This window comes from Catellatospora bangladeshensis (assembly GCF_016862575.1).
Taxonomy (GTDB): Bacteria; Actinomycetota; Actinomycetes; order Mycobacteriales; family Micromonosporaceae; genus Catellatospora; species Catellatospora bangladeshensis.
This window is the reverse complement of the sequence record NZ_BONF01000069.1, coordinates 1-19,999: the sequence shown is the minus strand read 5'-3', so window position 1 is coordinate 19,999 and position 19,999 is coordinate 1. Positions and strand designations below refer to the sequence as shown.

20 protein-coding genes are annotated in these 19,999 nt (G+C 71.8%); 13 read left to right on the top strand and 7 right to left on the bottom strand.

Annotated features, from left to right (window positions below):
- Positions 1-29: 29 nt before the first annotated feature.
- Entirely contained in the window at positions 30-1,247 is a 1,218-nt protein-coding gene (locus tag Cba03nite_RS38600; RefSeq protein ID WP_203757378.1) for an RNA-guided endonuclease InsQ/TnpB family protein, read from the bottom strand.
- Between the two features lie 236 nt (positions 1,248-1,483).
- Between Cba03nite_RS38600 and Cba03nite_RS38595 the strand changes: the two genes are divergently transcribed.
- Positions 1,484-4,279 (top strand): cellulase family glycosylhydrolase, encoded by a 2,796-nt coding sequence (locus tag Cba03nite_RS38595; protein ID WP_203757376.1) that lies wholly within the window; start codon positions 1,484-1,486, stop codon positions 4,277-4,279.
- An 87-nt stretch (positions 4,280-4,366) separates the two neighbouring features.
- Here the strand turns inward: Cba03nite_RS38595 and Cba03nite_RS38590 are convergent, their stop codons facing one another.
- A complete protein-coding gene (locus tag Cba03nite_RS38590; protein ID WP_203757374.1) occupies positions 4,367-5,137 on the bottom strand; it encodes an SDR family oxidoreductase in 771 nt (256 codons plus the stop codon).
- 164 nt (positions 5,138-5,301) lie between these two features.
- On the opposite strand from Cba03nite_RS38590, the gene Cba03nite_RS38585 reads away from it, so the two are divergent.
- The 3 genes from Cba03nite_RS38585 (at position 5,302) to Cba03nite_RS38575 (ending at position 8,623) form a co-directional block, all read left to right on the top strand.
- The gene (locus Cba03nite_RS38585) at positions 5,302-7,119 is read left to right on the top strand and encodes an acyl-CoA dehydrogenase (RefSeq protein WP_203757372.1); all 1,818 of its coding nucleotides are present in this window, start codon (positions 5,302-5,304) and stop codon (positions 7,117-7,119) included.
- Positions 7,106-7,702 (top strand): TetR/AcrR family transcriptional regulator, encoded by a 597-nt coding sequence (locus Cba03nite_RS38580; protein ID WP_203757370.1) that lies wholly within the window; start codon positions 7,106-7,108, stop codon positions 7,700-7,702. The genes Cba03nite_RS38585 and Cba03nite_RS38580 overlap by 14 nt, the downstream gene beginning before the upstream one ends.
- A gap of 159 nt (positions 7,703-7,861) precedes the next feature.
- A complete protein-coding gene (locus Cba03nite_RS38575; RefSeq protein ID WP_203757368.1) occupies positions 7,862-8,623 on the top strand; it encodes a methyltransferase domain-containing protein in 762 nt (253 codons plus the stop codon).
- Positions 8,624-8,684: 61 nt separating this feature from the next.
- Here Cba03nite_RS38575 and Cba03nite_RS38570 read toward each other — a convergent pair whose 3' ends face one another.
- Positions 8,685-9,206, bottom strand: coding sequence for a Clp protease N-terminal domain-containing protein (locus Cba03nite_RS38570; protein ID WP_203757366.1), 522 nt, complete (start codon positions 9,204-9,206; stop codon positions 8,685-8,687).
- Positions 9,207-9,431: 225 nt separating this feature from the next.
- On the opposite strand from Cba03nite_RS38570, the gene Cba03nite_RS38565 reads away from it, so the two are divergent.
- Positions 9,432-10,472: an LLM class flavin-dependent oxidoreductase gene (locus tag Cba03nite_RS38565; protein WP_203757364.1), complete on the top strand. Its 1,041-nt coding sequence runs from the start codon at positions 9,432-9,434 to the stop codon at positions 10,470-10,472.
- Positions 10,473-10,529: 57 nt separating this feature from the next.
- Here Cba03nite_RS38565 and Cba03nite_RS38560 read toward each other — a convergent pair whose 3' ends face one another.
- Together Cba03nite_RS38560 and Cba03nite_RS38555 are read right to left on the bottom strand one after the other, a co-directional pair.
- Positions 10,530-11,003 carry a hypothetical protein gene (locus Cba03nite_RS38560; RefSeq protein WP_203757362.1) on the bottom strand — a complete coding sequence of 158 codons (474 nt, stop codon included), beginning with the start codon at positions 11,001-11,003 and terminating at the stop codon, positions 10,530-10,532.
- A gap of 98 nt (positions 11,004-11,101) precedes the next feature.
- Positions 11,102-11,317, bottom strand: coding sequence for a hypothetical protein (locus Cba03nite_RS38555; RefSeq protein WP_203757360.1), 216 nt, complete (start codon positions 11,315-11,317; stop codon positions 11,102-11,104).
- A gap of 257 nt (positions 11,318-11,574) precedes the next feature.
- Between Cba03nite_RS38555 and Cba03nite_RS38550 the strand changes: the two genes are divergently transcribed.
- The 3 genes from Cba03nite_RS38550 to Cba03nite_RS38540 all read left to right on the top strand — a co-directional run bounded on the left by Cba03nite_RS38550 (position 11,575) and on the right by Cba03nite_RS38540 (position 14,005).
- Complete coding sequence (locus Cba03nite_RS38550; protein ID WP_203757358.1) at positions 11,575-12,327, top strand: GntR family transcriptional regulator; 753 nt, start codon at positions 11,575-11,577, stop codon at positions 12,325-12,327.
- A 130-nt stretch (positions 12,328-12,457) separates the two neighbouring features.
- On the top strand, positions 12,458-12,880 hold the full coding sequence (locus Cba03nite_RS38545; RefSeq protein ID WP_203757356.1) for a hypothetical protein: 423 nt from the start codon (positions 12,458-12,460) through the stop codon (positions 12,878-12,880).
- 120 nt (positions 12,881-13,000) lie between these two features.
- Positions 13,001-14,005, top strand: a complete 1,005-nt coding sequence (locus Cba03nite_RS38540; RefSeq protein WP_203757354.1) for an ArsR/SmtB family transcription factor — start codon at positions 13,001-13,003, stop codon at positions 14,003-14,005.
- A 4-nt stretch (positions 14,006-14,009) separates the two neighbouring features.
- Here the strand turns inward: Cba03nite_RS38540 and Cba03nite_RS38535 are convergent, their stop codons facing one another.
- Positions 14,010-14,642, bottom strand: a complete 633-nt coding sequence (locus tag Cba03nite_RS38535) for a TetR/AcrR family transcriptional regulator (protein ID WP_203757352.1) — start codon at positions 14,640-14,642, stop codon at positions 14,010-14,012.
- A 108-nt stretch (positions 14,643-14,750) separates the two neighbouring features.
- Between Cba03nite_RS38535 and Cba03nite_RS38530 the strand changes: the two genes are divergently transcribed.
- Genes Cba03nite_RS38530 through Cba03nite_RS38510 form a run of 5 tightly spaced genes read left to right on the top strand, consistent with a single transcriptional unit; the run spans position 14,751 to position 19,316 of the window.
- Positions 14,751-15,200: a MaoC family dehydratase gene (locus Cba03nite_RS38530; protein ID WP_203757350.1), complete on the top strand. Its 450-nt coding sequence runs from the start codon at positions 14,751-14,753 to the stop codon at positions 15,198-15,200.
- Positions 15,200-16,195, top strand: coding sequence for an NADPH:quinone oxidoreductase family protein (locus Cba03nite_RS38525; RefSeq protein ID WP_239126341.1), 996 nt, complete (start codon positions 15,200-15,202; stop codon positions 16,193-16,195). The genes Cba03nite_RS38530 and Cba03nite_RS38525 overlap by 1 nt, the downstream gene beginning before the upstream one ends.
- The gene (locus Cba03nite_RS38520; protein ID WP_203757348.1) at positions 16,192-17,217 is read left to right on the top strand and encodes a phosphotransferase family protein; all 1,026 of its coding nucleotides are present in this window, start codon (positions 16,192-16,194) and stop codon (positions 17,215-17,217) included. Before Cba03nite_RS38525 ends, Cba03nite_RS38520 begins: the two co-directional genes overlap by 4 nt.
- 3 nt (positions 17,218-17,220) lie before the next feature.
- Entirely contained in the window at positions 17,221-18,432 is a 1,212-nt protein-coding gene (locus Cba03nite_RS38515; protein ID WP_203757346.1) for an acyl-CoA dehydrogenase family protein, read from the top strand.
- Positions 18,433-18,434: 2 nt separating this feature from the next.
- Entirely contained in the window at positions 18,435-19,316 is an 882-nt protein-coding gene (locus Cba03nite_RS38510; protein ID WP_203757344.1) for an alpha/beta fold hydrolase, read from the top strand.
- 65 nt (positions 19,317-19,381) lie between these two features.
- Here Cba03nite_RS38510 and Cba03nite_RS38505 read toward each other — a convergent pair whose 3' ends face one another.
- The gene (locus tag Cba03nite_RS38505; RefSeq protein WP_203757342.1) at positions 19,382-19,858 is read right to left on the bottom strand and encodes a hypothetical protein; all 477 of its coding nucleotides are present in this window, start codon (positions 19,856-19,858) and stop codon (positions 19,382-19,384) included.
- Positions 19,859-19,999: the final 141 nt, after the last annotated feature.

Sequence of the window (19,999 nt, the reverse complement as noted above, 5' to 3'; positions counted from 1 at the left end):
AAAGCTCAGGGCTTATAAGGATTCCTGGCTCAGGCAGCTACCCGAGCCGGCGGCTCAGGTGGTCTTACGCCCTCAGCACCAGCAGGGCACAGACCAGCCCTGACAAGCATCACGCGGGCGGAGTTCTTGTCCCGTGGGGACACGGCTCCACACGCGGTGCAGGTATAGGTGCGCTCACCCAGCGGCAGTGCATGCTTGGCTCTCGTCATGCAATGCGCGCAGTCCATCGTGGTATGCGCAGGATGTACGGGCCGGACGTCCCGGCAATGTTTGCGGGCCATCTCGACCAGTGCGGCTTTGGTGGCGCCGATGGCGGCGTCAGCGGCCTTGCGGGCCATCGTGGTCTTGGCGAGGAACTTCGGCCGGAAGTCCTCCACCGCGATGCGGTCGTGGTCGGCGACCACGGCCTTGGCCCACTTACGGGCCGTGTCCTGCCGCTGCCTGGCCACCTTCTCGTGCAGCTTCGCGGCCTGCCGCTGCGCCTTGCGGTAGCCCCGACTCTGCGGCTTGCCCTTGGGTCGTTCGCGACGCGACATCTGGCGCTGGTAGCGGGCCAGCCTTGCGGCGGCCTTACGCCCGTGTTCGGGGTGGGGAAGGTCATGGGCGTCGCTGGTGGTGGTCGCGACCTCTTTCACGCCCCAGTCGATGCCGATCACACTGCCGGTGGCGGGCAGTGGCTCGACCGGTGCGGCGACGACGAACGAGCAGTACCAGTGTCCGAGGTTGTCGCGGTACACGCGCACCGAGCTGGGGTCGGCCGGGAGTTCACGGGACCACACGACGGTCACGACGACGCCGCCCGCCAGGTGCAGCCTGCCGTCCTTCAGGCGGAAGCCGCGGCGCGTGTAGTTCAGGCTTGGGTCGCTGCGGTGCTTCTTCTTCACCCGGGGCATCCCAGCTCGACGCGCCATGGGCAGCCGGTCCTTGATGTCCTTCAGCGCTTTGGCGCGGGACTTGCCGAAGTCCCGTATCACCTGCTGCTGCGGCACCGACGACCCTTCGCGCAGCCACGCGGTGCGGCAGCGGGCCTCGGTCAGCATCTTGTCGAGTTGGGCCGGACCCCGGGCCACCTTGACGCCGGTCGCCCTGGACTGCTGGTGCGCGGCCTTCGACTGGTGGACGCATTCGTTCCAGACCCAACGGCAGCGGGCCCACTCGGCTTCCAGCAAGGTGGCCGCGGTCTTGGACACGCGCAGCCGATACATGTACCGGGCATGCCCGGCATCATCCGGCGGCGTGGCGGTCATTACCCCAACCTAGCGGCGGGGTCTGACAGTCGACGGCGGTCCGCCCTGCGGGCGAATCGCCTTCCTCGCCCTGCTACGCAGGAGTCCCAATTCCTCCCCGTCCTGAAGGATGGAGCATCCTTCGGAGGTTCCGGTGACCGTGGGCGGCCCGCTTCCCGATCAGCCGTTCGGCGCGGCGCGGCGGGCCGAACCGGGGGCGAGCGGGCTGCCCGATGCGACTAATCTTCGCGTTCATTATGACGGTACTCACCTCACCGGCCCCCGCGTCGTGGCTGCGGCGTCCTGCCGCCCGCGCCGCCGCCGCCGCGGTCATCGTGCTCGTGCTGGTCGTCGCGGCGGGCGCCGCCTGGGACCCGTCCGGCCTGCTGGCCCCGGTCAGCGGCCGGGGCCTGCCGCTGCTGGGGACCGGCAGTGCCTACCAGTGGGCGCCGCTGCTGGTCGGGCTGCCGGTGCTGCTCGCCGCCACGGCCCTGCCGCTCCTGCTGCTCGCGGGCAGTCGGCCGCAGCGCTCGGCGTGGTGGGTCTTCCTCGTCACCTGGGCCACCGTGCTCGGCGCGGGCGCACTGGCCACGGCCGTGACCGGCCTGGTCGCCGCGGCACCCATGATCGGCCCGCACCTGTCCGCCGGAGCGACGCTGCGCTTCACCTTCGCCGTCAGCGGCTTCGCCGCCACCAAGTTCCTCCTGATCGGACCACTGGTCGCTGCCGCAGCAGCACTCGCCTTCCGCCTCGGCCCCGCCGGAACGACCACGAATACGACCACGGCTACGGCTACGGCTACGGCCGGTTTCGGGGAAACTGCAGGCAAGCCGACCGGAATTCGTGCAGTTCCCCCGAAGTCGGCCGACGATACCGCTTCCCCGAAGGCCGACGATGCGGCGCTCGCCACCGACGCGGCGCCCGTCGATGACGCGGCGCTCGCCCACTCCTCGGCGCTGCCTGACGCCGGGGACGGAGAGTCGGGGTGGTGGCACTGGAGAGTGACCGACGTCGGGTTCGTCGTGGCGGGCATGTACGTGGTGGTCATGGTCGTGGCGGCCGCGTTCGGGGAGCGGTGGTGGCGGGGCGGGCCGGTCGGGTACGCGCTTTCCGACACCCTGCTCGGAGCGAACGCCGCGGCCGAACCCGGGTTCCCCGCCGGCGTGGTGGTGTTCCTCGGGAGCTTCTGGCTGGTGGTGCGGGCGCTGTGGCGGCGGCAGGCCCGTCGCACGCTGCCGGCCGTCGCCGTGACGGTCTGGCTGGCCGCGACCGTGGCCGGGCTCGGCCTGGGCGTGCTCGGTGCAGTGACCGCCGCGACGGCCCACGCTCCGTTCGACGGCGGTCCGGACATCTGGTGGATCGCGACCACACTTCTCAGCGTCGCCACCGGCATCGGCTACGGCGTCACCACCGGCCTGGTCGGCGCACTCGGCACGGCGGCCGGGTGGCGGTGGCGGTCGCGGTCGCGCGCGGCGCTCGACTCGGCGTACCGGGATCCGAGCCGGTGGTGGCACATCACCGTGCCCGCCTTCGTGTTGCTGCTGGCGGTCCCGCTGCTGACCCGCGCACCGGCTGCGCCCGGCCCGCGGCCGGTGGAGCCGGCCACGCCGGTGGCGGTGTCCGGTGGGCTGGAGCGGCTGCACCTGCTGCCCGCCGCGGGTGAGGACGCGCTGCCCGTCATCGGTGACGTGACCGGCCGGCAGGTGATCCTGCGCGGCGTCAACGTGAACCAGCTGATCGACTACCACCTGCGCGATCCTGCGATCCCGGCGACCGCGCCGCTGACCGACGCCGACTTCGCCGGCATCGCCGCGCTGGGCTTCAACGTGGTCCGGCTGGGCATGTCCTGGTCGCAGCTGGAGCCTCGGCGCGGCGAGTTCGACCAGTCATACCTTCAGCAGATCCGGGCGGCCGTCGCGTCGGCCAAGGCGCACGGCATCTACGTCGTGCTGGACATGCACCAGGACGCCTGGGGCAACGCGCTGGCGCGGCCGGACCAGCAGTGCGGCGGCGGAACCACCCCCACCCGGGGCTGGGACGGCGCACCGGCCTGGGCCACGATCACCGATGGCACGCTGCACTGCCAGTTCCTGGCGCGTGACCTCGCCCCGGCGGTGGCGACGGCGTACAGCAACTTCTATACCGACCGGGACGGGATCCAGACCGAGCTGGTCAAGGCCTGGGCGTTCGTCGCGCAGGCGTTCGCGAACGAGCCGGCGGTCGCCGGATACGACCTGCTGAACGAGCCCGGCATCGGCGCGAACCCCCCGATCAGCTCCGGGCTGCTGCTGGGCCGCTATTACGACGCGGCAATCACCGCGATCCGCGACGCCGAGCGGGCCGGACGGGGCTTCGCGCACCTGGTCTTCTTCGAGCCGAGCGTGCTCTGGTCCGGGCTCGCCTTCGACGTCACGCCGCCGCCCGGCTTCACCGACGACCGGCTGCTGGTCTTCGCGCCGCACCCGTACAGCGAGTCGATCTCGATGGACCAGGGGTTCGGGCTGACCATCGCCACGATCGAGCGCAACCTGACGGTGTCGGCGCGCGCAGCGGCGGCGTACGGCGCGGCGCTCTGGCCCGGCGAGTGGGGCTGGTTCGGCGACCCGGCGGTGGACGGCGCGACGGTGGCCCGGTTCGGCGCGACGCAGGACCGGCGCGGCCTCGGCGGCGCGTTCTGGGTATGGAAGCAGGGCTGCGGCTCGCCGGAGACCGGCCCCCACGCTAAGACCTCCGGCAACCTCGCCGGGGTCGACTGTGTCACCGGCGCTCCCATCGCCCCGCCCACCGGCTTCGCGCAGCCCCTGAGCAGGGCGTATCCGAAGAGGTTCCCCGGCCTCCTGAGGACCCTGGAAGCCACCGGAGGCGGTCTGAGATTCAGCGCGTGGGCCGCCGCTGACGGCGCGGACTGCCGGCTCGACATCTGGGTGCCCGGCGATGCGCAGCCCGTGCTGCGCACCGAGAACATCCGCGACGTGAAGTCGCTGCGGGTGCCCGGCGGCTGGCAGGTCACCGGCTGCGCGCGTGGCGACTACACAGTGAGGATCACGCGGTAGCGCCTGCCGCACCAGCTCCTTGATCAAAGCTCCCGCCATGCTGTTAGAACAGCATGGCGGGAGCTTTGATCAAGGAAAGGAGGGCGGTCAGCCGAGGAACGAGTGGCGGATCAGGGAGCCGCCGTCGACGACGAGCGTCTGGCCCGTCATCCACGAAGAGGTCTGCCCGGCCAGGAACACGATCGCGTTGGCGATGTCGGCGGGCTCGCCGATGCGGCCCAGCGGGGTGTGCTGGTTGATCAGCTCCTCGTTGTTCTCCCACAGCGCCTGGGCGAGCTTGGTCCGCACGATGCCCGGCGCGATGCCGTTGACCCGCACCTTCGGGGCCAGCTCGGCGGCGAACTGCCGGGTGAGGTGGATGACCGCGGCCTTGGTGGCGTTGTAGTAGCCGATGCCGGGCTCGGTGACCAGGCCGCCGACGGAGGCGATGTTGACGATCGCGCCGCCGCTGGCGGCCATCGAGGCGTGCCACACCGCCTGCGTCCACAGCACGATGGACAGCTGGTTGACCTGCACGGTCTTCTCGGCGCGGGACACGTCGAGGTCGACCATGGGCCCGAAGTACGGGTTGGTGCCGGCGTTGTTGACCAGCACGTCGACCGAGCCGAACTCGGCGACGGCGGCGGCGACGCAGGCCTCGGCCTGGTCCTTCTCCCCCACGTGCGCGGCCTTGGCGAGGAAGCCGGACTTCGGGTACGCCTGGCGCAGCTCCTCGGCGACCGCGTCGAGCGCCTGCTGCCGCCGCGAGGTGAGCACGACGTTGCAGCCCTCGGCGGCCAGCGCGGCCGCGGTGGCCAGGCCGATGCCCCGGGAGGCGCCGGTGACCAGCGCGGTTCGACCTTCCAGACCTGTGCGCACAGTTGCCCCTCAGTAGTCGTTCATGCAGTGGCTGTGCACACATTAGCGATCCGACCGACCGGTCGGTAGGGTTGGTGAAAGACAACATACCAACCGGTCGGTATTGACAGGGCGAGGCGCCACGCAGTGTCATGAGGCACCTCGGAGACGACGAAAGGGCGGCCATGAGCCACTACCGGAGCAACCTGCGCGACCTGCGGTTCAACCTGTTCGAGGTGTTCGGCCTCGGCGAGCAGCTCGGCTCCGGGCGCTTCGCCGAGCTCGACACCGAGACCGTCGAGCACATGCTCGCCGAGGTCGAGCGGCTGTCGGTGGGACCGATCGCGGCGTCGTACGCCGAGGCCGACCGGACCCCGCCCGTCTACGACCCGCGCACGTTCTCGGTGGCGATGCCCGAGGGCTTCCGCCGGTCGTACCAGGCGTGGATGGACGCCGAGTGGTGGCGGCTGGACATGCCGGCCGAGGCGGGCGGCGTGGTCGCCCCCCGCGCGCTGTGGTGGGCGCTGATCGAGCTGGTGCAGGGCGCGCAGGCGCCGGTGTACATGTACGGCGGCGGCCCCGGCTTCGGCGGCCTGCTGCACCGCATGGGCACCCCGGAGCAGCAGCGCATCGCCGAGATCATGATCGACCGCCGGTGGGGCGCGACCATGGTGCTGACCGAGCCGGACGCCGGCTCCGACGTGGGCGCGGGCCGCACCCGGGCGCTGCCGCAGGCCGACGGCACCTGGCACATCGAGGGCGTCAAGCGCTTCATCACCTCGGGCGAGCACGACCTGAGCGAGAACATCATGCACTTCGTGCTGGCCCGGCCGGTGGACACGCCCGGTGCGGGCGGCCCCGGCACCAAGGGCCTGTCGATGTTCCTGGTGCCGAAGTTCCACTTCGACCACGGCAGCGGCGAGCTGGGCGAGCGCAACGGCGTCTACGCCACCAACGTCGAGAAGAAGATGGGCCTCAAGGTCTCCTCCACCTGCGAGCTGACCTTCGGCCAGCACGGCACCCCGGCGGTGGGCTGGCTGGTCGGCGAGGTGCACGACGGCATCGCGCAGATGTTCAAGGTGATCGAGTCGGCACGGATGCAGGTCGGCGTGAAGGCCATCGCGACGCTGTCGACGGGCTACCTCAACGCGCTGGACTACGCCCGCCAGCGGGTGCAGGGCCCGGACCTGACCCAGGCCGCCGACAAGACCGCCCCGCGCGTCACCATCGACCGCCACCCCGACGTGCGCCGCATCCTGATGCTGCAGAAGGCGTACGCCGAGGGCCTGCGCGCCGTCTACCTCTACACCGCCGGCTGGCTGGACCGCGACCACGCCCAGGGCTCCAACGTCAACGACCTGCTGCTGCCGATCGTGAAGGGCGTCGGCTCGGAGCGCTCCTACGAGATGCTGGCGCTGTCCCTGCAGACCCTCGGCGGCTCGGGCTACCTGCAGGACTACCCGATGGAGCAGTACATCCGGGACACGAAGATCGACACCCTGTACGAGGGCACCACCGCGATCCAGGGCATGGACTTCTTCTTCCGCAAGATCGCCCGGGACCGCCGGGTGGCGCTGGACCTCCTGCTCGGCGAGATGACCGACTTCTGCGACGCCACCGAGTCGAACGCCGACCTGAAGCTGGAGTGCGAGTCGCTGCGCGAGGGCATCGACGACGTGCGCGGCATGGTCGACACGATGCTCGGCTGGCTGAAGGACTCCGGCGGCGACCCCAGCGAGGTCTACAAGATCGGACAGAACTCGACCCGGCTGCTGATGAGCGTCGGCGACCTGCTCATCGGCTGGCTGCTGACCCGCCAGGCGGCGGTGGCCCTCGACGCGCTGGCCGGGTCGCCGTCCGCCGACGACACCGGCTTCTACCAGGGCAAGCTCGCCGTGGCGCGCTTCTTCGCGCGTACCGTGCTGCCGGAGCTGACCGCACGCCGACGGGTGCTGCAGCAGACCGACAACGCCCTGATGGAGATCCCCGATGGGGCGTTCTAGGACGGTCGCGGGGGTGGCCGGGGTGCGCGAGCGCATCCTGGCCGCCGCCACGGAGCTGTTCGCCGAGCAGGGGTACGCCGCGACGTCGGTGCAGCAGGTCGTCGACCGCGCCGGCGTCACCAAGGGCGGCCTCTACCACTACTTCGGCGCCAAGGAGGACCTGCTCATCGAGATGTACCGGGCGGTCTTCGGGGAACGGCTGGCCGCGCTGGACCGCATCGTCGGGCAGGGCCGCGATCCGGAGTGGACGCTGCGCGCGATCATCGACGACATCGTGGTCGGCACCGCCGCCATGATCAAGGAGTCCGCGGCCGTCTCCCGCGAGCTGGCCGCCATGGACAACGAGCGCACGCAGCGCCTGCAGGCCGACTGGCGCCGCTACCAGGAGACGGTCCGGGGCCTGATCCGCGACGCGCAGGAGGCCGGGGTCTTCGCCGCCGTCGCCTCCCCGGAGATCGTCTCCTGGTCCATCTTCGGCGTGACCAACTCCCTGCACACCTGGTATCGCCCCGACGGGCCCAAGCCCGCCGCGGCGATCGCCGAGGAACTCGCCGACCTGGTCCTCACCGGCCTGCGCGCCTGAACGGGAATCGACTCGTCTCGACGTCCGGCGGACGGTAACCTCGCCGTACGCCGACGAGACCGGAGGGAGGTGCGCACGATGCCCACACCGCTGCGCTCCCGCCGCGCCCCGGCGTCACCGCGGACCTGATCGGGAGCGCCCACCGGCGAAGGATCCCGCATGTCCCTGCAAGAAACCCAGGACGAGGGCGTACGCCTGCTGCGCCCCGTCCACGCCACCCGCACCGCGGCCTCGCACGCCGCGTTCCTGCTGCCGCACCTGCGACCCGGCATGGACCTGCTCGACCTCGGCTGCGGTCCCGGCTCGATCACCCTCGGCCTGGCCGCCGCGGTCGCACCCGGACAGACCGTCGGCGTCGACCTGCACCCGCAGCCCGTGACCGGCATCCGCGTCGTCGCCGCCGACGCGGCCCGGCTGCCGTTCCCGGACGGAGCCTTCGACGCGATACACGCCGGGGCACTGCTCCAGCACGTCGCCGATCCGCTCGCCGTGCTGCGCGAGGCACGGCGGGTGGCCCGGCCCGGCGCGGTGATCGGCCTGGCCGACGCCGACTGGGACGGCGAGCTGCTGCACCCGGCCGACGACACGCTGCGCCGCTCCCTCGCCCTGGCCCGCCGCTTCCGCGAAGGCACCAGCCCGTACGTGGGCAGGCGCCTGCGCGAGCTGCTGGTCCAGGCCGGGTTCCGGGACGTGACCGGCTCGGCCCGCGCCGTCTGCTACGGCACCCCGGAGCAGACCCGCGAGGCGGCCGCGACCATGGCGGCGCTGTTCGCCTACCCGGCCGCCGTCGCCAGAGCCCTCGGCGAAGGCTGGGCCACCGAAGCGGAACTGGCCGCGATGAGCCGTACCTGGCAGGAGTGGGGCGAGCAGCCTGGCGCATACCTGGCCCGCTTCTGGTGCGAGGCGGTCGGCTGGGCGTGACCGCCCCGGAGCCGGGCCCGCCCAGGCGGCCCGGCTCCGCGCACAGCGGCGCGGTACGACGTCAGCCGTGCACACACCGGCCGTCGACGAGGCGGATCTGGGTCTCCACATGGCCCGCTTCGGCGAGCGGAGTCTCCGCCAGCGCCCGGCGCACGTCCTCGGCGCCGACGCCCAGCCCGTCGAGCACCCGGCGGCCGCCGGCCCTGCCGTGCTCGACCAGCGCCAGCAGCAGGTCGCCGGACCGGATGATCCGGTCGCCGTCGGCCGGCGTCTGCCTCGCCACCACTCCCACGAGCGCGCGCAGGTCGGGGTCCAGGTGCATGGCCAACCGCCGGGTGAACCAGCCCCGGCCGCACTCGCGCCGCGCCTCGGCGTCCAGCACCTCGACCGACAGGCCGAGTGAGGTGAGCACCTGCGCGCTGGTCGTCTCCGCGCAGCCGGCCAGGCCGAGCAGCAGGTGCTCGGTGCGGGACGCGGCCCGCCCGTACGCGCCGGCCTGCATCATGCCCAGCAGGTAGGCGACGCGCGCGCCCGGGCTGAGCCGGGGTGCGACCGGGCTGGGCCAAGCCCTGCGCAACGCCACGGCGCCCGCTCCTTCGGCTCCGGAGATCATGCCCGGCACCGTGCCACGTCCGCATCGCGCTCGCCATGGCCGAACCGCCGTCTCGATCTCCACCGTCCGGTGGATCACCCCGCGCAGTACGCCAGACTGCGGTGGTGACCGCTGAGGTGACCCGGGTCGCGTGCCGGAATACCGTGCCGGGCGGCCCGGTTCACGCTGTCGACGATCAACGAGGAAGAGGCTGGGATGTCCGCACCACTGGAGTTCGCGCTCGACACGTTCGGTGACGTCACCGTCGGCAGCGACGGCGACAAGGTCTCGTACGCGCAGGTCATCCGCAACGTGGTCGACGAGGCCGTGCTCGCCGACAGCCTCGGCATCGACGCGTTCGGCATCGGCGAGCACCACCGGCAGGACTTCGCCGTCACCGCGCCGGAGATCGTGCTGGCCGCCATCGCGTCGCGTACCGAGCGGATCAAGCTCAGCACCGCGGTGACCGTGCTCAGCTCCGACGACCCGGTGCGGGTCTTCGAACGCTTCGCCACCCTGGACGCCGTGTCCCGCGGCCGGGCCGAGATCATCCTCGGCCGGGGCTCGTTCACCGAGTCGTTCCCGCTGTTCGGGTACGACCTCGGCCAGTACAGCGAGCTGTTCGAGGAGAAGCTCGACCTGCTCGCCCAGCTGCTGGAGGAGGGACCCGTCACCTGGCAGGGGCAGCTGCGGCCGGGGCAGCTCACGGACCAGCACGTCTACCCGAAGACGGAGTCCGGCCGGATCCGGACCTGGATCGGCGTCGGCGGCAGTCCCGAGTCGGTGATCCGGGCCGCCGCGTACCGGATGCCGCTGATGCTGGCCATCATCGGCGGGCAGCCGGGACGGTTCGCGCCGTACGTCGACCTCTACCACCGCGCCCTGGCGGAGCTGAAGGCCGAGACGCTGCCGGTCGGCGTGCACTCCCCCGGGCACATCGCCGAGACCGACGAGCAGGCCCGCGAGGAGCTGTGGCCGCACTACCGGACGATGATCGACCGGATCGGGCGGGAGCGTGGCTGGCCGCCCACCAACCGGTCCCGCTTCGACGGCGAGGCCGACCAGGGCTCGCTCTACGTCGGCTCGCCGGAGACCGTCGCCCAGAAGATCGCGAACACGGTGCGCAGCCTCGGTGTGCAACGGTTCGAGCTGAAGTACAGCGCCGGCACCCTGCCCCACGAGAAGCTGATGAACTCGATCCGCCTCTACGGCGAGCAGGTCGTCCCCCGCGTACGGGAGCTGCTCGCCGCGGGCTGACCGCACGGGCCGAAGCTCCGTTCCTGAGGAACGGAGCTTCGGCCTACCGCACGGGGGTCAGACGTGGATGTCGCGGATGCCGCTGCTCTCCCAGGCCGTCCAGGAGCCCTGGACGCCGTTGCTGGTCACCCGGAAGCGCACCCGCTGGTACATCTCCGACCACTGGTCGATGCCGCCGTCGTTGTCCGGCAGCACACCGGTGATCGTCCACGTCCAGCCGGAGGTGGTGTTGAAGGTCCGGGTCGTGCTGCTGGTGCCGATCAGGTCGTCGGCGCCGTTGAGCCCCGAGTCGGCCTCCCAGCGCTGCATCTCCAGCTCGATGGTGCGCCCGGCACTGCAGTCCACCTCGACGTCGTAGTCGATCCACTTCTCGCCGCCGGCGGTGAACGTGCCGTTGTGGATCGGCCGGACCGGGTCGACGGTGCAGCCGTCCCGGCTGGTCGCGGCACTGGCCGGCATGGCCAGCCCGAGCGGCAGCACCAGGGCCGCGGCGAGCACCAGCGCCCGGACGGCCGCCTTCGATCGGTTCATGACTTCTCTCCTCGGTTACCCGCGCCGCCCTCTGCGGCGCTGGCAACACCATGCGGAACGGCCGTCATGCCGACGTCATGGTCGCCTCAGGGTGGCGTTCACCGGCGCAGGCGGAGCAGGATGTCGCCCGGCTGCACGGTGATCACCCGGCCGGTCTCGGGACCGGAGGTGAGCAGGACCTCCATGGAGTCTTCCTCGTCACCGGCGTCGACGATGCGGCCCACCGAGTCGGGGTGGCGGGCCAGCGCCACGTGGTCGCCGACGAAGACCTCTTCGCCGCTGGAGACTGTCCATCGAGCGGGGCTGCCGTTCATGGCCGCCTGCCTGGTGGTCGATCGTTTCGCCCGCACACGCGCCCTCCCCAGGGTGAGGACGTGGCGGCTGACGAACACCCGCACCGGCGGCCGCCATGTCCGATCCAGACCGGTGGCCGTGCGGTCTCTCAGGACGTGAATGACCGTCCGACCACGACTCAAAGTTAGGGCACCAACTATTGCGGCGCAACAAACCTAGTGCCCTAACCTGATGAGTGATCTACTGGTAGGCGGAGAACGGAAGGACCTTTCACGTCATGCCTGCCGACCTGCCCGCGTACCTGCAGATCGCGGCCGAGCTGCGCGGCCGTATCGTCGCGGGAGAGCTGGCACCCGGCGCGAAGCTGCCCAGCGAGAGCCGGCTGATGACCCAGTTCGGGGTCTCGAACACGGTCACCAAGCGCGCCATCGCCGTGCTGAAGGCCGAGGGCCTCGTCGAGGGCAGGCACGGCTCCGGCGTGTACGTCCGCCGGGTGCGCCGCCTGGTCCGCGACTCGCAGGGCCGGGACCAGCGCCGCCGCAGCGGCCCGACCTCGCCGTTCGCGCGCGACGTCACCTCCTCCGGGCAGCGGCCCGCCTGGGAGCACGAATCGGCCGAGGTCGGCTGCCCCGACGCGATCGCGGCCCGGCTCGGCGTCGAGCCCGGCGACCCGGTGCTGCGCACCCGCTACCGCTACCTCGCCGACGGCAGCCCCATCCAGCTCGCGACCAGCTACGAGCCGCTGGCCATCACCCGCGGCACCCCGGTGGAGCTGCCCGAGGACGGCGCCGCGGTGGGCGTCGTGGCCCGCATGGACACGATCGGCGTACGCATCGACGAGTGCGTCGAGGAGGTCATCGCCCGTGCGGCGCACCCCGACGAGATCGAGCGGCTGCACCTGCCCTCGGCCGGCGCGCTGATGATGGTCGTCCAGCGCACCTACCACGCCGCCGGCCGCCCCGTGGAGACCGCCGACATCGTCATGGCCGCCGACCGCTACCAGCTCCGCTACCGCTGGCCCGTCGACTAGCCGCCCGCGCAGGAGGCAAGATCGGCCTCTCGTGTCCAAACCTGAGGTCTGAGCACAGGTTTCGACACGAACTCGCGATCAACCCCACGGCCGATGGATCGGGCGGCGCCGGGGTCCTAGCCTGCCGGGTGTGAACCTGCTGGAGATGCGGGCCGTGGTGCCCGGGTTGCGGACCTTCGCCGACGGGATCGACCCGGCGACCGCGGCGACGGTGCACACGACCGTCTACACGGGATACGTCGTGCTCGTCCACAACACGGGGTTCCGGGGCATGATCCGCCTCACCGATGTGCAGGAGGTGTCGTTCTTCGTGCCGGACAGCGCACCGTACCCGCAGCCGCCGGACGCGCTCGGCGTCGAGCTGAGCGTGCGGCACTTCCGCAGCTCCGGCAACATCAGCGCGGTACACATCGGTGCCCGCGACGAGCGGGTCGCGGTGGTGCCGGACCCGCGCGGCGGCGAGCACCAGTGGCTGCAGGTCACCTTCCACACCCCGGTCTACTCCCACGAGCTCGTCGAGCTGAACTACCGGGTCACCGTGCAGAACCGGTGACGCCCGTCACGGCATACAACCTGATGAATGCCCTGGGAGTTTCATTGACGAAGCGCCGCTACGCGTAGCAGCCTGCCCAGGGCGACTCGGCACCGGACAGGCGGGATGGGTGGAACAGGCATGTTCCGTATTCACTTCACACAGCGCGACGTCAGCGCCGTGCGCATCCTCGCCGAGCCCGCTCCCCTGTGGGAGATCACGCTGAGCTGCCACATGCTGGCCAAGCGCAATGAGGACCCGCTGCTGGCCGGCTGGCACCGCACCGCCCGAGGCACCCTCCAGCAGGGACTGCCGCTGCGCGACAGCGTGGACCTGTTCATCCACCTCAACTGGGCCCACGGCGACTTCCCCGACCTGCTCACCCCCGGCCCCGCCGTCGCCGGGGTCGACGACGGCCTGGAGGTCGTCGCCCGCACCCCCACCCGCCAGCTCACCCAGGAGGTGAGCACCGTCGGCCGGCAGCGCGGCAGCCTGATGACCGCCGCCCGCGACCTCGCCGCCGGACGCGCCGACGCCATGGGACAGCTGGTCACCGGCATGCGCGACTACTTCGAGGCGGTCATCCGGCCGCAGTGGCCGGCCGTGACCGCGTCGTTCGGCGCCGACCTGGACATGCGCACCCGCTGCCTGGCGACGGGCGGGGTGGCCGCCATGCTGAACGGGCTGCACCCGTCGGTGCGCTTCGACGGCAGCGTGCTGACCATCACCGACTACCCCGGCGACCGCGACCTGCACCTGGAGGGCCGCGGCATGGTCCTCGTGCCGTCCTTCTTCAAGCGCCGCACCCGGCCGCTGACGCTGATCGACCCGCAGCTGCCGCCGGTCCTGGTGTATCCGGTGGACCGGTCGGCGGGAATGCTCGCCGCGCGGCAGACCGAGGCGCTGTCCGCGCTGCTCGGGCGCAGCCGCGCCGCGATCCTGGAGCTGTGCGCTGTGGGCGGCTCGACCACCTCCATCGCCGCGCAGCTGAGCCAGTCGCCGAGCACCATCAGCGAGCACCTCAGCGTGCTGCGCAACGCCGGGCTGGTGGCCAGCGACCGCCGCGGCAACGCCATGCTGCACCGGCTGCGTCCGCTCGGCACGGCCATGCTGGAGGGCCAGGCCCCGGGCGGGACCGCGGGCTGAGGCGTCAGCGGGCCTGCACCATGCGTACGGCCAGGTCCGCGTACAGCGCGCCGATGTCCTCGGGCGCGCGGCGGCCGGAGGTGCGATACCAGCGGGCCACGTCCACGGTCAGCGACAGCAGCGCCAGGCCGGTCCCCGGGATGTCGGGCACGTCGAACACGCCCGCCTTCACCCCGTGCTCCAGCGTCGCCCGCACCACCAGGTCCATCTCGTGCCGCAGCGCGGTGATCTCGGTCAGGTGGGCCGGGTCCAGGTGGTTCAGCTCGTACGAGATCACCCTTGCCGGCGTGTGGAACAGCGCGTGCCAGGCCGCGAACTCGCCGATCACGTCGCGCAACTGCGTCATCGGGTCACCGCTGCGGGCCGCCGCCGCGCGCAGCGCGACCAGCGAGTGCCGGTGCCCGATCAGGCAGATCCGGTAGAGCAGCTCCTCCTTGGACCGGTAGTGCACGTACACCCCGGCCGGGCTCATCCCCACCCGGGTGGCGATGTCACGGGTGGTCGTCGCGTGATACCCGCGCTCGCCGAACGCCTGCACGGCGGCGATGAGCAGCCGCCGGGCGGGCGCTGGGGTGACGTCGTGCCAGGCGCGCTCCAGCATCTCGACCTCGTCGAGGTCGGCGGCGGCGGTGTCCATGTGTGCCTCCAGGGGGCGCGGGGAAGCGTTGACAGCACCCTTCCATACCGGCATCCTAAGCAAGCGCTTACTTAGTTCGCCAGCCTTCACCGCGGAAGGAAACAGATCATGAGCTTCGCCTCCCTGGACGAGGTGCGCGCCGCCGCCGGGACCGTGGTCAGCACCAGCGACTGGCTGGAGATAGACCAGAAGCGCGTCGACATGTTCGCCGAGGCCACCGGCGACCTGCAGTGGATCCACACCGATCCGGCGCGCGCCGCGCAGGGCCCGTTCGGCACCACCATCGCGCACGGCTACCTGACCCTGTCGCTGATCCCGCTGCTGGCGGGCGACGCGCTGCGGGTGCCGGGCGTGACGATGGGCGTCAACTACGGCACGAACAAGGTCCGCTTCCCCGCCCCGGTGCCGGTCGGCTCGCGCGTGCGGGCCGTCGTCAAGCTGCTCTCGGTCGAGGACGTGACCGGCGGCGTGCAGCTCACCTCGCAGGTGACCATCGAGCGCGAGGGCGGCGACAAGCCGGTCTGCGTCGCGGAGACCGTCTCCCGGATGTACCTCTGATGGCCGCCACGATGCGCGCCTGGCAGGCGACCGCACATGGCGAGCCGCGCGACGTGATGCGCCTGGCCGACGTCGAGATCCCCGAGCCGGGCCCCAACCAGCTGCTGGTACGCGTGCGCGCGACCGCGCTGAACTTCCCCGACGTGCTGCTGTGCCGGGGGCAGTACCAGGCTCGCCCGCCGCTGCCGTTCACGCCGGGGGTCGAGCTGTGCGGTGACGTCGTGTCGTTCGGCGACGGCGTGCAGGGCTTCGGCGAGGGTGACCGGATCATCGGCACGACCTCGCTGCCGCACGGCGGCCTGGCCGAGTACGCGCTGGTCGACGCGCCGGACGCGTTCCTGGCCCCGACCGCGCTGGACGACGTGCACGCGGCCGCCATGCACATCGCGTACCAGACGGGCTGGTTCTCGCTGCACCGCCGCGCGAATCTGCAGCCGGGCGAGACGCTGCTGGTGCACGCGGCAGCCGGCGGGGTCGGCAGCGCCGCGATCCAGCTGGGCAAGGCCGCGGGTGCGCACGTCATCGCGGTGACCGGCGGCGCGGCCAAGGCCGAGGTCGCCGCGAAGCTCGGCGCGGACCTGGTCATCGACCGCCGCGAGCAGGACTTCGTGGCGGCGGTGAAGGCCGCGACGGGCGGGCGCGGGGCCGACGTGATCTTCGACCCGGTGGGCGGCGACGCGTACGCGGGCTCGGCCAAGTGTGTCGCCTTCGAGGGGCGCATCCTGGTCGTCGGCTTCGCCGGCGGCACCGTGCCGACGCCGGGCCTCAACCACGCCCTGGTGAAGAACTACTCGATCGTCGGCGTGCACTGGGGTCTGTACCGGCAGCTCGATCCGGCGCTGGTCACCGAGGCGCACGGGCGGCTGTGCGAGCTAGCCGCCGAGCGGGTGGTGCAGCCGCTGATCGGCGGCGTGCTCGACCTCGGCGATGCCGCCGACGGCCTGACCCGCCTCGGCGCGGGCGAGACCGTCGGGCGCCTGGTGGTGCGGCCATGACGGATCCCAAGGGGCTCGACCTGGCGGCGCTGCGGGCGTTCCTGGACCGGGCACGGCCTGGGCTGGTGACGGGCGAGCTGAGCGGGGAGCTGATCCCGGGCGGCAAGTCCAACCTGACCTACCGCGTCGGCGACGGTGCGCAGCGCTGGGTGGTGCGCCGCCCGCCGCTGGGCCATGTGCTGTCGACGGCCCACGACATGTCCCGGGAGTACCGGGTGATCTCCGCGCTGGGCGGCACGCGGGTGCCGGTGCCGCGCACGATCGCGCTGTGCGACGACCCGGACGTGATCGGCGCGCCGTTCTACGTGATGGAGCACGTGGACGGGACGGTGTGGCGGACCGCCGAGCAGACCGCGACGCTGGGCGCGGAGCGGGTGACCTCGCTGTCGTTCGCGCTGATGGACGTGCTCGCCGATCTGCACTCCGTGGACCCGGCCGCGGTGGGGCTGGCCGACTTCGGCAAGCCGGAGGGTTACCTGGCCCGGCAGCTGCGCCGGTGGAGCACCCAGCTGCAGCACTCGCACAACCGGGAGCTGCCCGGCCTGCGCGAGCTGCACGACGACCTGGCGGCGCGGATGCCCGCGCAGGCGGCGCAGGCGTCGATCCTGCACGGCGACTACCGGCTGGACAACTGCATCGTCGGGCCGGGCGACCAGCTCCGGGCGGTGCTCGACTGGGAGATGGCCACCATCGGCGATCCGCTGGCCGACCTGGGCCTGTTCCTGTGCTACTGGCGCATGTGGACCGAGCCGGTGATGGACGGCCTGTTCGGCACGCCGCCCCCGGCGGGCGTCTTCCCGTCCGCGGCGCAGATGTCGGCCCGGTACGCCGCGCGGCGCGGCACGGACCTGTCCGAGCTGCCGTGGTACGTCGCGTTCGCGCACTTCAAGCTCGTCGGGATCCTCGAAGGGATCCACTACCGCTACCTCGCCGGGCAGACCGTCGGCGAGGGCTTCGACCGGGTCGGCGCGATGGTGCCGCGCCTGATCACGCTCGGCCGCGGCATCCTCCAGGAGGCATGAGACATGGACTTCTCGTACGACGAGCGCACCGAGCAGCTGCGCGCGGAGCTGCTCGACTTCATGGAGCAGCACGTGTACCCGGCCGAGGCGATCGCCGAGCACCAGCTCCGTGAGATCGCGCCGTGGACCACCCCGCCGGTCATGGAGGAGCTGAAGACCGAGGCCCGCAAGCGCGGCCTGTGGAACCTGTTCCTGCCGAACAACCCGCTCGGCGCGGGGCTGACGAATCTGCAGTACGCGCCGCTGGCCGAGATCAGCGGCCGCAGCGGGCACCTGGCGCCCGAGGCGATGAACTGCGCCGCCCCGGACACCGGCAACATGGAGGTGCTCTCCATGTTCGGCACCGCCGAGCAGCAGGAACGCTGGCTCAAGCCGCTGCTGGCGGGCGAGATCCGGTCGGCGTTCTGCATGACCGAGCCGGAGGTCGCCTCCTCCGACGCCACCAACATCACCACCCGGATCGAGCGCGACGGCGACCACTACGTGATCAACGGGCGCAAGTGGTGGTCGTCGGGCGCGATGAACCCGCGCTGCGAGATCTTCATCGTGATGGGCAAGACCGACCCGGACGCCGAGCGGCACCGGCAGCAGAGCCAGATCCTGGTGCCCCGGAACACGCCCGGCGTGGAGATCCACCGCGGGATGCACGTGTTCGGCTACGACGACGGCTGGCACGGCGGCCACGCCGAGATCACCTTCACGGACGTACGGGTGCCCGTGGCGAACCTGATCGCGGGTGAGGGTGAGGGGTTCGCGATCGCGCAGGCGCGGCTCGGGCCGGGGCGCATCCACCACTGCATGCGGCTGATCGGGATGGCGGAGCGGGCGCTGGAGCTGATGTGCCGGCGTGCGTCCGAGCGCGTCGCGTTCGGTCGTACGCTGGCCAGCCAGGGTGTGGTCGGCGAGTGGATCGCCGAGGCGCGGGTCCGGATCGAGCAGGCGCGGCTGCTGGTGCTCAAGACCGCGTGGCTGATGGACACCGTCGGCAACAAGGGCGCGCACACCGAGATCCAGGCCATCAAGATCGTGGTGCCGGAGATGGCGGGCTGGGTGCTGGACAAGGCCATCCAGCTGCACGGCGCGGGTGGCGTCAGCCAGGACTTCCCGCTGGCGCACATGTGGGCGTCCGCGCGTACGCTGCGACTGGCCGACGGGCCGGACGAGGTGCACAAGGCCTCGCTGGCCAAGCGTGAGCTGCGCAAGTACGGGAGCTGAGCATGAAGAGCGCGTACGCCGACCTCGGCGGCAGGGTGCATCACGTCGACTTCGGCGGCGCGCCGGACGGCCCGCCCGTGGTGCTCGTGCACGGGCTGGGCGGCTCCCACCTCAACTGGACGCGGCTCGCGCCGCTGCTGACGCCGTACGCCCGGGTCAGCGCCCTGGACCTGGCCGGCTTCGGCCGCACCGGGGCGCAGGCCGGGCCGACCACGGTCACCGCCAACGCCGTGCTGCTGCGGCGTTACCTGACCGAGGTCGTCGGGGAGCCGGCCGTGCTGGTCGGCAACTCCATGGGCGGCATGGTCTCCACCCTGGCCGCCGCATCCGCACCGGACCTGGTCAAAGGGTTGGTCCTGGTCGACCCGAGCATTCCGCTGGCACCAGGGGCGAAGATCGACCCCCGGGTGCGGCTGCGGTTCGCCGTGAACCTGATCCCCGGCCTCGCCGGGTGGGTGCTCCGGCGGCGCATCGCGACCCTGCCGGCCCGGCGGCGCGTCGAGGAGACCCTCGACCTGACCTGCGCCGACCGGTCGCGGGTGCCCGAGGAGGTAGTCGCGGCGGCCGTCGCGCTCGACGAGGAGATGACCCGCGACCACCCCGCCCGCGCGGCGTCCTACCTGGAGGCGAGCCGTTCGCTGCTGCGGCTGCTCGCCCGGCCGGCCGCGTACTGGCGGGCGATGGAGTCGCTGCCGATGCCCGTGCTGCTGGTGCACGGCGTGCACGACCGGCTGGTCGGCATCGGCCAGGCCCGCACCGCCGCCGCCCGGCTGCCCCACTGGACCTACGTCGAACTCGACTCCGGCCACGTCCCCCAGCTCGAACACCCCGACGAGGTAGCCGCCCACCTCCTGCCCTGGCTGAAAGGAAGGGCACCTTCTTAACGCTTTCCGTAGTAGAAGGTGCCCTTCTTAACCCTCGCAGGCAGGCGGTCTGCCGACCCTCGCGGTCAGCTGGGCGGCGCGTTTCCGCGGCGGCGCCAGAAGGCCAGCGCCAACAGGCAGAGGGCCAGCCCGAGCACGCCGACGATCAGCTCCACCGTGGTCGTCCGGTACGCCTCGCCACGGGCCACGTAGACGCCGTAGGACAGGCCGGTGTCCAGAGCGGGGATGCGGTCGCCGACGTGATGCCGGACAGCCGGTGCATCGTAGAGGCGCACCCCGCGCCTGGTGTCGGTGCCGTCGTCGGACTGCCACACGCCGCCGCCGTAGCAGTCGAGCTTGACGCAGCGCGTGACGGTGAACGTGCCGGCGGTCCCGACGCCGCGGTGTGCCCGCCAGGAGGGCTGCAACTGCTGCGCGCCCTCCACCGTCATCGCCAGCAGCACCATCGGCAGCACCAGCCAGAAGAAGGCCGCCTGGGCCCGCCGCCGCCGTTCCCACCGCGCATGCCGCTCGGTCAGCGGTGATGTCCAGCCGTCTGCCATGACCCCACCCCCGATACGGCGTCGTGGTGAATTCCGATACCGACAGGACACACCCGACGCGTTGCCGCCGCAAGGGAGTTGTTGCGTGAGTGCCCGGGTGCATGATCGCTGCTTCGTGTCCGAACCTATGGCCAGAGCGCG